This is a genomic window from Mucilaginibacter dorajii (assembly GCF_024808255.1).
GTDB lineage: Bacteria > Bacteroidota > Bacteroidia > Sphingobacteriales > Sphingobacteriaceae > Mucilaginibacter > Mucilaginibacter dorajii.
This window is the reverse complement of record NZ_JANTYS010000002.1, coordinates 87,437-103,452: the sequence shown is the minus strand read 5'-3', so window position 1 is coordinate 103,452 and position 16,016 is coordinate 87,437. Positions and strand designations below refer to the sequence as shown.

General features: G+C 41.2%; 7 protein-coding genes. All 7 read left to right on the top strand.

Going from position 1 to position 16,016, the window contains the following annotated elements:
• Positions 1 to 216: 216 nt before the first annotated feature.
• The 7 genes from FHS10_RS02460 to FHS10_RS02430 all read left to right on the top strand — a co-directional run bounded on the left by FHS10_RS02460 (position 217) and on the right by FHS10_RS02430 (position 15,844).
• On the top strand, positions 217 to 3,507 hold the full coding sequence (locus FHS10_RS02460; RefSeq protein WP_259087326.1) for a SusC/RagA family TonB-linked outer membrane protein: 3,291 nt from the start codon (positions 217 to 219) through the stop codon (positions 3,505 to 3,507).
• A gap of 16 nt (positions 3,508 to 3,523) precedes the next feature.
• Positions 3,524 to 4,987 (top strand): RagB/SusD family nutrient uptake outer membrane protein, encoded by a 1,464-nt coding sequence (locus FHS10_RS02455; protein WP_259087325.1) that lies wholly within the window; start codon positions 3,524 to 3,526, stop codon positions 4,985 to 4,987.
• Between the two features lie 104 nt (positions 4,988 to 5,091).
• On the top strand, positions 5,092 to 7,797 hold the full coding sequence (locus FHS10_RS02450; protein ID WP_259087324.1) for an alpha/beta hydrolase family protein: 2,706 nt from the start codon (positions 5,092 to 5,094) through the stop codon (positions 7,795 to 7,797).
• A gap of 137 nt (positions 7,798 to 7,934) precedes the next feature.
• The gene (locus tag FHS10_RS02445; protein WP_259087323.1) at positions 7,935 to 10,583 is read left to right on the top strand and encodes a sugar-binding domain-containing protein; all 2,649 of its coding nucleotides are present in this window, start codon (positions 7,935 to 7,937) and stop codon (positions 10,581 to 10,583) included.
• 8 nt (positions 10,584 to 10,591) lie between these two features.
• Entirely contained in the window at positions 10,592 to 11,635 is a 1,044-nt protein-coding gene (locus FHS10_RS02440) for a thioredoxin family protein (protein ID WP_259087322.1), read from the top strand.
• Between the two features lie 8 nt (positions 11,636 to 11,643).
• Positions 11,644 to 12,777: an aldose epimerase family protein gene (locus FHS10_RS02435; RefSeq protein WP_259087320.1), complete on the top strand. Its 1,134-nt coding sequence runs from the start codon at positions 11,644 to 11,646 to the stop codon at positions 12,775 to 12,777.
• A gap of 199 nt (positions 12,778 to 12,976) precedes the next feature.
• Entirely contained in the window at positions 12,977 to 15,844 is a 2,868-nt protein-coding gene (locus tag FHS10_RS02430; protein WP_259087318.1) for a M16 family metallopeptidase, read from the top strand.
• The last annotated feature ends 172 nt before the right edge of the window (positions 15,845 to 16,016 follow it).

Genomic DNA, 16,016 nt, shown 5'->3' with positions numbered 1-16,016 from the left:
GTGCTACTAACACCCCTGGTCGCCGTTTGGACAATTAATTTGAAATCAACTGTTTACCAGCAGTATGCCCAAGTTTCGAAGCAAGAGGCAGCCTGCATAAACCAAACTAAACAAATGTATAAATTTTATACGAGGAAACTTGGTGTACCTGAGAGGCTATACCACAAAATATGGCTGATTATGCGATTAACCACCGTAATATTAATAGCATCCCTAATGCAGGTTAGCGCCGCGACTTTTGCCCAGCGCATTACTCTAAATCAGCGCAATACGCCACTGGAATCTGTTTTTAAGGAAATAAGGAAACAAAGTGGCTATGACTTTTTCTATGATGGAAAAGCGATTAAACCCAATCAACGTGTAAGTATTTCGGTTACGGACGTATCTGTAGAAGATGCTTTAAAGTCAGTATTAAAGGATTTACCCTTTACCTATGAGATTAGTGATAATCGCATAACTATCAGAAAGAAAGAAGCCACCTTTCTCGACAATGTTAAAGCTGCTTTTGCTGTTATTGATGTGCATGGCCGTGTGGTGGATGAGAAAGGTTTACCGCTTCAAGGAGTAACTATGAAGTTGAAGGATGAAAGCCAAGTTACCATAACCGATAAAGACGGTAACTTCATTTTAAAAAAGGTGAATGAAAATGCCATTATAGTTATTTCTTACATAGGTTATTTGACTAAAGAGGTTAATGCGAGTGCTGATCTCGGAACAATTACTCTAGAACTCAGTAATTCAAAACTGGACGAAGTAAAGGTCATTGCATATGGTCAGACTACAGAAAGATTATCAACAGGAAATGTTGCATCAGTAAGATCGGCTGATATTGAAAAGCAACCGGTTAATAACCCATTATATGCATTGCAGGGGCGCGTCGCAGGGGTAATTGTAACACCCAGTAGTGGACTTCCCGGTGCTCCAGTGACTGTTCAGATAAGGGGCCAAAATAGTTTAAATCAAAAAAGTGATCCTCTTTATTTAGTTGACGGAGTGCCATATACAAGTTTAGCGCCAGCTCTTACTGGTGGCGGAATCTCGAATGCTGTAGGCGCATTAGGTGATGGTGTTTCACCCCTAAGTTTTATTAATCCTAACGACATCGAATCAATCAGTATTTTAAAAGATGCCGATGCAACAGCTATATATGGTTCTAGAGGAGCAAATGGAGTAATACTAATTACTACTAAAACCGGGAAGCCCGGTACAACACAGGTAGATGTAAATGTTCAACACGGTATTTCTCAGGTCGGACATATGATTAAGATGATGAATACTCAACAATACCTCTCAATGCGGAGGGAGGCACTTACTAACGATGGTCGTATTTCACGGCTTAGCGATCCAGCTTATTCGGGAGTTTATCCTGATTTAATGTTGTGGGATCAGAATAGGTATACTAACTGGGAAAAAGTTTTGATAGGAGGAACAGGTAACAATACCGATATGCAAGCCTCTGTTTTAGGTGGAACCGAAAATATACAGTATTTGGTTGGCGGAAATTATCATTCTGAGTCTACTGTTTTTCCTGGTAGTAATAATCAAAATAAGGGAGGAACTCACTTTAGCATCACTGGAAATTCTCAAGATAAAAATTTTTCTGCTATGCTAACTGGCAGCTATATAGTCGAGAACTCGACTTTGCCAGCTATTGATTTTACAAATTTAGGGATTATTACTGAACCAAATGCACCACCTGCGTACAATAGCGATGGCAGCGTGAACTGGGCTTTATATCCTGCCACTGGTGCTGCAACAACTTGGTTGAATTTGCCATATTCTGCATTATTATCTCAACAGTATGTAGTTAAAAATAATACCTTAACCTCCAACGTAAGCTTGAGCTATAAATTCGGACATTTTTTAATTAAAACCAATGCGGGATACAATGAGTTGCGAGGAAGTTCCTATCAAGGTCAGCCATCGAGCAGTTATCCTCCGGACTTTGCTTTGGCAATGGGGGATTTGGCACGAACATCATCGTTTCAATCTAGTTTGGTAAAAAATTATAGCGTTGAACCCCAAATGAGCTATAATGCGGCACTTTCAAAGGGGACAATAAATGTTTTATTCGGAGCAGCTATTCAAAGTAACGCTGTAGAAAGCCAAGCTCTTAGTTTACAGGGGTTTTCAAGTGATGCGCTATTGATGAGCCAGGACGCAGCGTCTAACATATTAGTACATAGGAATACTTCATCGCAATATAAATACAATGCTTTGTTTGCACGAGTAACTTACAATTATGAAAGTAAATATCTAATTAGTTTGAACGCCAGACGGGATGGCAGCAGTCGTTTTGGCCCTGGTAATCAATTCGGAAATTTTGGATCGGCAGCAGCAGCATGGATATTTTCTGAGGAGAACTTCTTTAAAAATAAAATACCTTTTTTAAGTTTCGGTAAATTGCGCTTCAGTTATGGCACCTCTGGAAATGATGGAATTGGTGACTACAAGTATTTGCAACAATATATAAGTACAGGGACTACTCCTTATCAAGGCGCAACTGGTTATATGAGTAACGGGCTTTATAACCCTTACTATCATTGGGAAACTACACGTAAAATGGAACTTGGTTTTGAGTCCGGTTTTTTAAAAGATCGCATTCTTTTTTCAGCCAGCTATTTCCGGAATCGATCAGATAACCAACTCATAAATTACCCTTTTCCATCAATGGCCGGTTATGGAAATCTCGTGACTAACTTGCCAGCATTAATTCAAAATACAGGTATCGAGGTTACGTTAAGTACAGTTAATATTAAAACTAATGAATGGCAATGGGTGACTAATTTTAATTTTACCATCAACCGGAACAAATTAATAAGCTATCCAAATTTATCGAATTCTGCTTATGCACAAAGCGTAATTGGGCAGCCATTCTACGGCTACGTAGACGTATACAAATCTGCAGGCGTTAATCCAACAACTGGTTTGTATCAATTCAAGGATGCCAACGGCAACATCGTAAGTAATCCATCAACAAACGATTTTCCGAAATTTGGCAAGTATGTTCGTATTACGACTTCGCCAAAGTTTTATGGGGGATTCTCTAATACGGTCTCATATAGAGGCTGGAGTTTTGATGTGTTTTTACAATTTACCAAACAAATGGGCATTAACCCATTATATCAAAACTCGGCCTTTCCAGGCGCTTCACGATATAACCAGTTAGCTGAAATATCTGGATTAGAATGGAAAAAGCCTGGGGACATCGCCATCTTTCAAAAATTTTCAACTACCGGTTTAGGGTCCATCTATAGAGATTTTGAAAAGCAAAGCGATATAGCTTATACCGATGCTTCGTTTATTCGCTTAAAAAACGCGGCTTTGTCATATTCCATACCTGAAAAATGGCGGCAAAAGTTACGATTGAAGACTCTTAAATTTTCTATTCAAGGGCAAAATCTATTTACTATTACAAAATATAAAGGTTTTGATCCTGAAACCCAAAGCATGTTTAATTTACCTCCATTAAGAACTATAATGGCCGGAATAAAGATTGGATTTTAATTAAAATTTAAACGAAATGAAATCATTAAAAAATAACATATCCAAATTCAGGATCTTATCCAAAGTTTGTGTTGCCATCATTTTATGTTTATCAAGTTGCAAAAAGTTTGTGGAGGTCGATCCTCCGATCCAGGCAATTACTGGAACAGAAATATACAATTCAAATTCGGGTGCTGCAAGTGTTTTAACTGGGATTTATGCATCAATGGTGCAGGGTAGCTTTGTTCAAGGAATAAGTGGAATATCTTTAAGAACAGGCCTCTCTTCGGATGAATTAACTCTTGATCCAAGTAGCAATGATCAGAGCTTACAAAATTTGTATCAAAATGTATCGACTTATCCGACCGGATCAGAATTCTGGCCTGATCTATATGCATATATATTCAGAGCTAATGACGCGATAGAAAGCATACAATCTTCAAAAGGTATATCTGACCAGGTTAAAAAGCAACTCCTTGGCGAAGCCAAAGTAATCCGAGCATTCTGCTACTTTTACTTGGTCAACCTTTATGGTGATGTTCCGCTGCTTGAAAGCACAAATTATAAAATAAATTCCGTCGCGCCGCGGTCAAACAATGTTATAGTTTATCAAAAAATAATCAGCGATTTATTGGAAGCACAAGAATTGCTAAATGACGAATATGTTTCCGCTGATGCATCCACTACTACCTCGGAACGGGTTCGTCCCAATAAATCAGTTGCGACCGCATTATTAGCTAGGGTTTATCTATACACAAAGCAATGGGATAAAGCAGAGACCCAAGCATCATCAATTATTGCAAATAGTAAGTATAAATTGGAATCCTTAGACCAGGTTTTTTTAAGTAACAGTCAAGAAGCAATTTGGGCACTGCAAAACAGACAAACACTTGATAATCTAGATGGCCTTTTATTTAACCTTCTTCATTCAGATAACGGCCCCAACCCCTCTCAAGGACGGCCAGTATTTTTAAGTTCACAGTTATGGAAATCATTTGAATCTGGTGATAACAGAAAAATTCAATGGGCCGACTCCATATCTGCAAATGGGACTACCTACCCTTTTGTTCATAAATATAAAACTGATGGTAATAGTGTTTCTATAACAGAGTATTCAATGATGTTTCGACTTGGGGAACAATATTTGATCAGGGCGGAAGCTAGGGCACAACAGGGTAAAATAACAGGAGCAAATTCCGCAACTGAAGATATTAACTTAATTCGAGCTAGGGCTGGATTGGGAAATATTAATGCAAATAGTCAGACGGCAATAATAAATTTAATATATAAAGAGCGGCAAGTTGAATTATTTACCGAAGGGGGCCATCGCTGGTTGGATCTAAAACGAACAGGTGAGATAGAAAATGTTATGCCAACGGTTTCTATCAGTAAGGGAGGGACATGGGCGTCATTTAAAGCCTTGTATGCTATTCCCGTTGCAGATCTCAAAGCGAACCCAAATTTAACTGGGCATCAAAATCCTGGATACCCACAGCAATAGAAAATAAATTTTATTGTAAAGGCTTATTTTTTTATTACCGCATAGAAGCGCTATGCGGTACTAAAAAAGTTTAAGGAATTTATTCAAACTAATAAAGATAAAAAATGAAATTACTTTGGACGGTGTTTTTGCTTAACTTTTCTATCGTTACATTAACATGGGCACAAAAAAAGGTTATTGATAAAGATGCATGTGATAATTGGCCTTCCTTGCGAGATATAAATCTCAATAGTAGCATACTTACTAATGATGGCAAATATGTTGCGTTTCAGTATGGTTCCAAACAAAAAGGGAGTTTTATAATTGTAAAATCAATAGTTGGTAGTTTTAAATTTGAATTTAATGGGACAGATAATCTTTGCTTTACCTCCGACAGCAGAAGACTAGTTGCGTTGCTGCCAGGTGATAGCTTATTAGTGCTTGATTTACTAAAACAAAGTAAACAATACATTTTGAATGTGAAATCCTTTTCGACACCACATTATGGCAAAGCTCAATTTATAGCTTATCAACTCAATGGTGATCAACAGAAATTTACCGTTATTAACTTGGATTCTGAAAATGAAAAATCGTTTTATGGAGTGGAGCGTCAATGGATTAATAAGGAAGGAAATGCTATAGTCATAAAAAACATCAATGGACTGATCTGGCTTGATATTAAGACAAACATAGAGCGAGCAATTCCTGAAAGTTTTAACACGTTAAACTTGGCATTTGATAATAGTGGAAATAACATTGCATTTATATCCTCAGAGCAGGAAAATGTATCGCTAAGGTATTTTAACCATGGAACGGAGATTACCAAGGATTTAGCAAATAATAGTAAAGATGGTATCCAAAACGGCTTCTGTATTAGTGATGGCCAAATTTCCTTTAATAAACACGATAATAAGGTGTTTTTCCAAGTTAAATTGTCAAAAAAGAGCAGTTTCAGCACATTAAATAATCTTATAATTTCTAAAACAATAAATGTTTGGTCTTATAGGGATAAGGTGTTGCAAGAAAAACAATTATTTGAATTGTCAGAGCAATACAATCAAAATTATTTGGCTGTTGTGAATATTAACGATGGAAAAACTATTCAATTGGAAGATGAAAACTATTTTTTTATCCCTGATAGAATGGTAAAAAATTACGTTTTGTTAACCGCAAAAGTATCTGATGATGAATTTCATTGGAATAAAGAATTGAAATCGTTATATGTTGTCAATATTAACGATGGTAAGAAAACCAAAATTTTTGAATCAAGTTATCCTTCATTTCAAGATGCTATGATTTCGCCGGATGAGCGTTTCGTAGTTTGGTTTAATCGTAAGTCACAACAATATTACAGTTACGAGATCTCTTCTGGAGATATTCGAAATATTTCATCATCTATTACAGAACCATTAGGCATCAATCAACGGGGTGAAGCAGATAAATTAAGTAATCAAGGAGCAACTTACGATATGCCTGTTTGGTTAACAAAAGATCATACTTTATTAGTATACGATCAAAATGATATTTGGCAAATAGATCCAAATGGGAAAGGCAAACCTACTAATGTAACAAATGGTTATGGAAATAGAAATAAAATAAGATTTAGGGTATTGGGTGATTATGAAGCCGGTCTAAGCAAGCCGGACGAAATTCTACTTTGGGCGTTTAACTCTGAAAATAAACAAAATGGATTCTGGAAAGTTAAAAGACGTCAACATAAAGATCCTATAAAACTGACTATGGATTCTCATGCTTATTATTTTTCTCCAACGTCATTAGTTACTTGGAGAGGGGCTGACGATCCGACAAATTTTATCCCGATTAAGGCAAAGGAAGCAAACGTATTTGTCGTTAGAAGGATGAGCGCCAACGACGCTCCTAACTTATACTATACCTATGACTTTAAATCATTTGCGCCTATATCCGATTTGCATCCACAAAACAGATATAATTGGTTGACTGCCGAATTGGTTACTTGGACTTTACCTGATGGGTTAAAATCTGATGGGATTCTTTTTAAACCTGAAGACTTCGATTCAAAAAAAAAATATCCAATTATATTTAACTATTATGAGCGTCGTAGTGAAGGTTTAAATGTTTATCGGAACCCGGAATTATCAGGCGACAACATAAACATTCCTTGGTATGTAAGTCGAGGTTATTTAGTATTTGAACCTGATATGTACTACAAGACTGGTAAAACCGCTGAAAATATTATTAATGTTGTAAACTCTGCTGCAAAATATTTGGGTTGTTTTACCTACATAGATACAATGCGAATGGGCATTCAGGGACAAAGCTTTGGGGGGTATGAAACTAACGTAATCGCAACTGGGACAAATATTTTTGCGGCAGCTTGTGAAATGGCCGGGCCGACGGATATTATCAGTGAGTACGGTAGTCTTAGACCGGGAGGACATAATAATGAAGTTTCTGCCGATATAGGTCAGCGAAACCTCGGTGTTTTGCCTTGGGAATACCCCGCGATTTTTGTTGAAAACTCCCCCATTTTTCATATTGGTAAAATGACAACTCCACTTTTGATCGTGCATAATAGAAATGATGGGTCAATACTATTCTCACAAGCTGTGGAATTGTTTATGGCATTGAGGAGATCTAATAAGAAAGCGTGGATGTTGGAATATGATAAAGAAGGTCACTCAATCTATAATGAAAATAATAAATTGGATTTCACCATTAGGATGCAACAGTTTTTTGACCACTACTTAAAGGGCACTCTGCCGCCGAAATGGATGACACAAGGAATTGCTGCAAAATATAAGGGTATTGATTCCGGCTTGGAATTAGATACATCTGGACAAATTCCTTGATTGAAAAAGGGAATAAACAAAAGAAATTAAGCTAAAATAAAAGGATATAAACCAAGCGCGGGGAATGCTATTGTAGAGCATGCCCATGCGTGAGCTATGCACAAACAAAAAGAAAATAGAAGATCAAAATGAAAAGAATGATGAAAAAAATTAATCTATTGCTGCTTTTGACAGCAGCAATGACGGGGGTAGTATATGCGCAGCAAAGCTGGCAAATGAAGCCGGTGGTACTACAGACACGCTGGGCAAAAGAAGTGAACCAGATGCATACTCATGAAGGCTATCCGCGTCCGAATATGACCCGGAAAAACTGGACTAACCTGAACGGGTTATGGAGTTATGCGATCACCAAAAAAGAGGAGCAGCCCACCTCTTATGATAAAAATATATTGGTGCCTTATCCCATCGAATCTGCCCTGTCAGGAGTCATGAAGGGGCTTCAGCCGGACGAGAACCTTTGGTATAAAAGAACTTTTACTTCCCCTTCAGGCAGTAGTTGGGCTAAAACTCTCCTCCATTTCGGCGCGGTAGATTGGCAGGCGACTATATTCATCAATGGCCAGGAAGCCGGCAGCCATTCTGGTGGTTACACCGCATTTACCGTGGATATTACCGACAAGTTAAAAAAAGGAACTAACGAAATTGTTGTAAAAGTATTCGATCCTAGCGATAGGGGAATTGGCCCGCACGGCAAACAAGTGCTTAATCCGGGGAGTATCTATTACACACCAAGTTCAGGGATATGGCAGACCGTCTGGCTGGAAAACGTACCGCGGACTTATATCACAGCAATCAAGACCACACCAGATATTGATAAAGGAGAGTTACGTTTAAACGTAACCTTGAACGATGCAAAAGCCAACCAGCAAATCGATGCAATAGTAACAACCAATGGCAAGCAGGTTGCCATATGGCATGGCAAACATAATGACGAAAACAGTGTGTATCTTAAAATGCCCAACGCGCGGCTGTGGTCTCCCGACCATCCTTTTTTGTATGATCTGACGGTCAGGTTAAAACAGTATGGCAAAATCGTAGACGAAGTAAAAAGCTATTTCGGGATGAGAAAGATCTCCATCCAAAAAGATAATAAGGGGATCGACCGTATCAGCCTGAACAATGAGCCTTATTATAACTTAGGCGTATTAGACCAGGGCTTTTGGCCAGAAGGGCTGTATACCGCACCAACGGATGAAGCACTGGCCTTTGATATCAAAGCGATTAAAGCCATGGGCTTTAATACGATCCGCAAACACATCAAGGTAGAACCTGCCAGGTGGTACTATGATGCTGATAAAATAGGTATGCTGGTGTGGCAGGACATGGTTAATCCCAATCAAAATTTACCAGAAGGTGCAAAGGCAGCATTTGAGCAACAATGTAAAGAGACGTTGGAACAATTGCATAACTATCCTTCGATTACCACCTGGGTGTTGTTCAACGAAAAATGGGGGCAATATGACCAGGAAAGGCTGACCAAGTGGGTAAAAGAAACTGACCCAAGTAGGATAGTAAACGGCCATTCCGGCGAATATTTATACGTTAACGAACAATTGCGGAGTCCAAGTCCCAATGCTTATGTAAATGCGGATATGACCGATGTGCACAGCTATCCTAATCCAATGATGAGTATCAAACAGTCTGGAAAGGCGCAGGTCTGCGGTGAATTCGGAGGCATCGGGGTACCAATTGAGGGGCACCTCTGGGATGACCTGGTTGTGGGTTGGGGGTATGACGGGCTGGTTACACCCAAGCAAATGGAAAGCCAATTCGAATCAATGATCAATATATTGGTACGTTTGAAGCAACACGGTTTGTCAGGTTCTATCTACACCCAGCCTTATGACGTGGAGTCGGAGCAGAACGGGCTGATGACCTATGATCGAGAATTGAGTAAGTTGCCGCTCGAAACCATCCGAAAGATACAGGCCAAACTCAATCCTCCAACTACTAGTTATGCCGTCGCGACACAGGGACTTGAACTCAAGCCGGTAAAAGACGAAAGTAAAAGTTACCAAGAGCGTCAGGCTGCATTTGAAGCTGGTAAACGCGATTCAGTGTTGCTCAGAAGCCTAACCATTATGGCAGGACAGCAAAAAGATATTTCCAAGACTGAATTTTTTTGCAATGAATATGTCAGGCAACTGAAGAATCCTTTTTTGGAAACGAACTTGCAATTCATAGTTAGATATACCATTCATGAGGACTCACCTGCTTTCGGTCTGATGATCAATAATCTTGCTAAGGCGGAATCCGTATTAGGAAACCGCCGTGCCGCTTATAAAGTCCAGGAGATCATTTTCAATGATGAAGTTAAACCCCTTCTTAATGACAAACCTGACTGGTCGGCTATAGATGCAATTCTTAAGAAATATCCTCAAACAGACGGCGAGTTTGTAATCGGGAATGCAGTGGTATTTTATCTCGGCAAACTTATTGAAAAAGATCAAAACGCGTTGAACCCCTTTGTTGAAATTGCTACCACTTATGACGACCGGTTCAACGCGGGCTCCTACAACCTCTGGGCTTGGTACACCTTTGTCTATAGCAACGATCAAGGCCAGTTGATCAAAGCGCTTCGATGGATCGATAAGGATATTGAAAGAAAGACCAAAGACCCGGATCTGCATTACTCTTTGGACACGAAAGCCCATGTATTATATAAATTAGGCCGAATTGAGGAAGCGATTGCTTTAGAAAAGGAGGCACTCAAACTTTTACCGGACCAGCAGGAATACAAGGATGCGCTCGCAAAGATGGAGAAGGGGGCGCCGACTTGGAAATAAGAAGAATTATGAAAAAAAAGCTATTAGCCATTATCCTGACGCTAGGCAGTTTATCTGCTCAGGCACAAGTACGCTTTGACCACCAGTTATCTTGGAGTCAACTAAAAGCGAAAGCAAAGACAGAAAATAAATACATTTTTGTCGATTTTATGGCTACCTGGTGTGGCCCTTGCCGATCTATGGAGAATGCCGTTTATCCTAATACAATACTTGGCGAGTTTGTTCAGGCGCGATTTCTTGCCATCAAGGTGCAAACAGATCAGACCGCAAAGGACGACGAGTATACGAAAATGTGGTATTCGGATGCCAGGCAATTATCTGCTGAGCTGTCGGTAACAGCCTTGCCAACTCTGATGGTCTTCAACCCGGAAGGCGAACCGGTTGCAAGGATGGCCGGGTACCAGGAGGCAGATGCCCTGATGTACTTTTTGAAAGAGGCTTTAGATCCCGGAAAGCAATATAATCATTTACTAAATCAGTATTTTGCCGGTAAACGTGCCCCTGCCTTTTTGGAAACCCTGGCCATCCAAGCTGAAAAAATGGGGCGGGCAGTCATGGCGAGAAAGATTTTGGGTATCGATGAGCTTAGCGTTATGGGTAAGATCCCCCCGTTCAAACCGAAACTCGATTTTAGCGGCTACTGGGTGCTGGATACAACTCAGACAAATTTTGGAAACCTGCCTAAAAACGTGATGTGTACTTCGCTATCTGTTAAACAAGGCACTTCGGGTATTCATTTGTCGAGAACGACCCGCGGCCGTTCTGGAGAATTGATTCAATCGACTATCGACCTCAACTTTTCGGGAACGCCAGAATCAATTCTATTAAAAAGCAGCCAGCGCAACAAAACCGTGGTGCTTTATCCGGGTGATGATCAGAGTTTGGTGGAATACGCGGAATATAGTTTCCTGAATAGACTGGAGCTGGAGTATATAGTGAAGGATATATGGGATCTTTCCGCTGACGGGAAAATTCTGACCATCTCCCGGCTGGTAAGAGATAACGGCTCTGGGTATACAATAAGAGGGATATATAATAGACAATTACTATAGAATATCTTATGATTAAAAAATATATGCCCATTGTCCTGGTGGTAGCAATCTTTGCTGCAGCCTGGGCGGTACAGCGAAAAACTGATATGAAATTAATGCCCGATCCCGAAAATTTCCGTCATATTGCGGACGGAAAAAATACAGCCCTCTATATCCTGAGTAATGGAAAAGGCATGACCGCCGCCATCACCAATTACGGCGGGCGGCTGGTATCGCTCATCGTCCCGGATAAAGATGATGTGCCCACAAGCGTAGTGTGGGGATTTGACGGACTTGACGGCTATATTAACAGCACCGAACCCTACTTCGGGGCAACCATCGGACGCTATGGCAACCGGATTGCTAAAGGCCAATTTCAATTGGATGGAAAACAGTACCAACTTTCGGTTAATAATGGGCCAAACACGCTACATGGCGGCAAGTTCGGTTTTCAGCACCGCGTATTTGACGCAGTTCAAAATGGCGATAGCACTTTGGTGTTAAGCTATGTTTCCCCAGCAGGCGAACAAGGTTTTCCCGGTACACTAAAAGTAAAGGTTACCTATACACTTACGGCTGCCAACGAATTAAAGCTGGATTACGAAGCCGGTACCGACCAAACCACGATAGTGAACCTCACCAATCACGCCTTTTTCAATCTGAACGGCGAAGGAAGCGGCACCATCAGCCAACACCAGCTGTTTATCAATGCAAATGATTATACCCCGGTTGATGAGGTTTTAATACCGACTGGGAAAATAGAACGGGTTAAAGGCACGCCATTTGATTTTTCCAGGTCAACAACCATCGGTACGCGGATTAATGATAACCATGTGCAGTTAAAAAACGGCAAAGGCTATGACCATAATTTTGTCCTGAACTCGCACAGCCAGAGCACGCCCATAGCAAAAGTTGTCGGTGATAAAAGCGGGATATTAATGCAGGTGTACACGGATGAACCAGGGCTTCAATTCTATTCGGGCAATTTTATGCAGTCAAAAAACAAGATGCGCGAGGGGCAGGATGATTTCCGAACTGCCTTTTGTTTGGAGACCCAGCATTTCCCGGACAGCCCGAACCAACCATCATTTCCTTCCACGGTCTTAAAGCCAGGAGAAGTGTATCAAAGTCATTCTATATACCAGTTTGGTATAGTTAAATAAAGAAGCTCCTGGTGAGCAGCCATACGATAATTATGGTTTTTAAAAAAGTGTGAAGGTATCCCGCATAGCGGGGTGCCTTTATTGGAAACTTACCAGGTAATGAAGCTTAGCGAGTAAGCAAATGATCAATTTCGAGAACAGCGGGGACCGCCTGAACTCCGGTTCCCCGTTTTTTAAATTTAAAATGAAGAAGAACAGCATGAATAAAATAAAAATCCGGATGGCCTGTGCGGGCCTGGTATTGGGGAGTTGGTTGGGTTTAATGACCTTAAACCAGCAGGCCTTAGCACAGGCCAACTGGAAAAATAAGAACACCACCGGTTCACCCGAACGCATCCTGCCGCTGGACCCTGCGGTTAGGACAGGCAAACTGCCGAACGGTTTTACCTACTATATCCGCCACAACGAAGAACCAAAGAACCGGGTCGTTTTTTACATGGCCAACAAAGTGGGTTCGGTGCTGGAAACGGATGATCAACAAGGACTGGCGCATTTCATGGAACACATGAGCTTTAACGGGACCAAACATTTTCCCAAGAATGAACTGGTGAATTACCTGCAAAAATCAGGCGTTCGTTTCGGTGCCGACCTGAATGCTTATACCAACTTTGATGAAACTGTCTACCAGTTACCATTACCCACCGACAACCTTGAAATACTGAAAAATGGGATACAAATCATGAGGGACTGGGCGCAGGAGGCCACGCTTGATCCTGTAGAGATCGATAAGGAACGTGGTGTGGTGCTCGAAGAAAAACGGCTGGGCATGGGGGCGCAGGAAAGAATGCAAAGGCAATACTGGCCGGTGATCCTGAACGGTTCGCGTTACGCATCGCGCTTACCTATCGGGCAGGAAGAAATACTGACCCAATTTAAGCCGGAAGTAATCCGCCGTTATTACCATGACTGGTACCGACCCGACCTCCAGGCATTGATTGTGGTAGGCGATATTGATGTCAAGCAAATGGAGCAAACCATCAAGGCTAAATTCGCAGACCTCAAAAATCCTCTTAAAGAAAAAGTAAGGACGAAATATACCATACTCTTAACTGGAAAGAACCAATTTATCGCAGTAACCGATAAAGAAATGAGCGCGACCGTGGCGGAGGTACTCATCAAACATACTGCCCCTAAATTACGCACTGAAAACGATTACCGGCAATGCATTATCCATGAACTGTTTAACCAGATGCTCAGCCAGCGTTATGCTGAATTATCACAACAAGCCACCCCGCCTTTTGTGCAGGGTTCGGGGGGGATTGAACCGTTTCTTGGCGGATTGGATGCTTTCGGCGTATCTGTAGTAGCCAAACCTGGTGAACTGGAAAAAGGGTTTAAAGCCGTATGGAGGGAAACGCAAAGAACGAAACTATTTGGATTTACACAAACTGAACTCGACCGGGCTAAACAAGCCTATCTCAGCCAAATGGAAACCAGTTTTAAGGAGAAAGATAAAACCCAATCCGAGGCTTTTGTTAAACAATACCTGCAATACTTTCTGAACGCAGTCGCCGCGCCGGGCATTAGTAAAGAGTACCAAATTGCGCAACAGCAAATGCCGGGTATCAGCTTGTTTGAAGTAAATGCTTTAACCAAAACCTATATCAGAGAAACCAATCGTGATATCCTGGTATTAGCCCCGAATAAAGATAAAACCGCCCTCCCGAATGAGGCGACCATGAACCAATGGATCAAAGCAGTAGAACAGGAAAAACTGGAGCCTTATAATGACGAGGTAAACAAAGCCGGATTGCTAAGTGCTGAACCCTTACCCGGAAAAATAGTTTCGGAACAAAAAGATGCAAAATTAAATATCACTACACTGATTTTAAGTAACGGTGTCAAAGTATTTCTGAAACCCACTGATTTTAAGAACAACGAGATCCTGTTCAGCGCCTTTGAACCGGGAGGCACATCTGTTTATATAGATGCGGATTACCAAAGCGCTGCAAATGCCGCCGGCATTGTAGCCAACTTCGGCGCGGGAAATTACGACCTGAACCAATTACAAAAATTCCTTTCAGGCAAACAATTACAGGTACAGCCCCTGATCAGCGACAGGATACAGGGTTTCAAAGGAGGAGCTGTTCCCAAAGACCTGGAAATTGCCCTGCAATTGCTATATGCACAATTTACATCACCAAGAAAAGATACCGCCATCTTCCGGGGAATCATTGAACAATCAAAAGCAAGTCTGACCAACCGGGGTCTTGACCCGGTTATGGTATTTCAGGATTCCGTATCAGCGATCTTAGGCAATTATAACGTTCGCCGCACCGGGCCTAGCATCGAAAAACTCGACCAGATCAGTCTTGACCGGGCTTATGCCATCTACAAAGAACGTTTCGCTGATGCATCCGGGTTTACATTTACTTTCGTGGGAAGTTTTGATGTCAATACGATTAAGCCTCTGCTTGAAAAATATTTAGGCGCTTTACCTGCAACCAACAGCCATGAACAGGCAAAAGATTTAGGTATTCATATTCCGCCTGGCAAAATTGAAAAGAATATTTACAAAGGCAGCGAGAACAAAGCCACCGTGCGCCTGGTATTTTCAGGCCCCTTTGATTATAGTTTGGCAAACACCATCCAGCTTGATGCCCTGAAAGAAACCCTGGAGTTCCGCCTACTGGAACGCCTGCGCGAAGACGAAGGCGGCGTTTACTCCCCCAGTGCACAAGCTTCATCCGTTAAATATCCGCATGGGCGCTACAGTTTCGTAATCGCGTTCGGATGCGCCCCGAAGAACGTAGATAAACTGATCGCTTCCACTTTGAATGAGATCAGGAAATTAAAAACAGAGGGGCCACCGCAAGGGAATATCGACAAATACAAAGCAGAGGAACGCAGACAGCAGGAAACACAATTGAAAACCAACGCCTACTGGTTACATTATCTCGACACCCAATTGCAGAATGGGGATGCGCTGGATGAACAGGATCAGTACGCTTCTCTACTGGACAAAATTTCACCTACGAGTGTAAAAAATGCTGCTAATCAATATCTCAGCTGGGATAATTATATCCGCCTGGTATTGCTGCCGGAAAAAACACAGGGACAACCTTAATGAGCTTATCTGTAACCCCGGGCAATGTTCCCGGTCATTAAAAGGTAAAATTGGTTAAGCAGGAGCAATGCGCGAGGTAAAGCCCTGCTTTATTAAACGACAAGAAGGTAGAATCCCGAAATGGGGCATATTGACAATTTGAAAACAAGTTTATGATAAACGCCCATAGAAG

Bases quoted from the DNA above. Each gene is read 5' to 3' on its own strand.
- FHS10_RS02460 (WP_259087326.1), top strand. From the start codon at position 217: ATGCAGGTTAGCGCCGCGACTTTTGCCCAGCGCATTACTCTAAATCAG.
- FHS10_RS02445 (WP_259087323.1), top strand. From the start codon at position 7,935: ATGATGAAAAAAATTAATCTATTGCTGCTTTTGACAGCAGCAATGACG.
- FHS10_RS02440 (WP_259087322.1), top strand. From the start codon at position 10,592: ATGAAAAAAAAGCTATTAGCCATTATCCTGACGCTAGGCAGTTTATCT.
- FHS10_RS02450 (WP_259087324.1), top strand. From the start codon at position 5,092: ATGAAATTACTTTGGACGGTGTTTTTGCTTAACTTTTCTATCGTTACA.
- FHS10_RS02435 (WP_259087320.1), top strand. From the start codon at position 11,644: ATGATTAAAAAATATATGCCCATTGTCCTGGTGGTAGCAATCTTTGCT.
- FHS10_RS02430 (WP_259087318.1), top strand. From the start codon at position 12,977: ATGAATAAAATAAAAATCCGGATGGCCTGTGCGGGCCTGGTATTGGGG.
- FHS10_RS02455 (WP_259087325.1), top strand. From the start codon at position 3,524: ATGAAATCATTAAAAAATAACATATCCAAATTCAGGATCTTATCCAAA.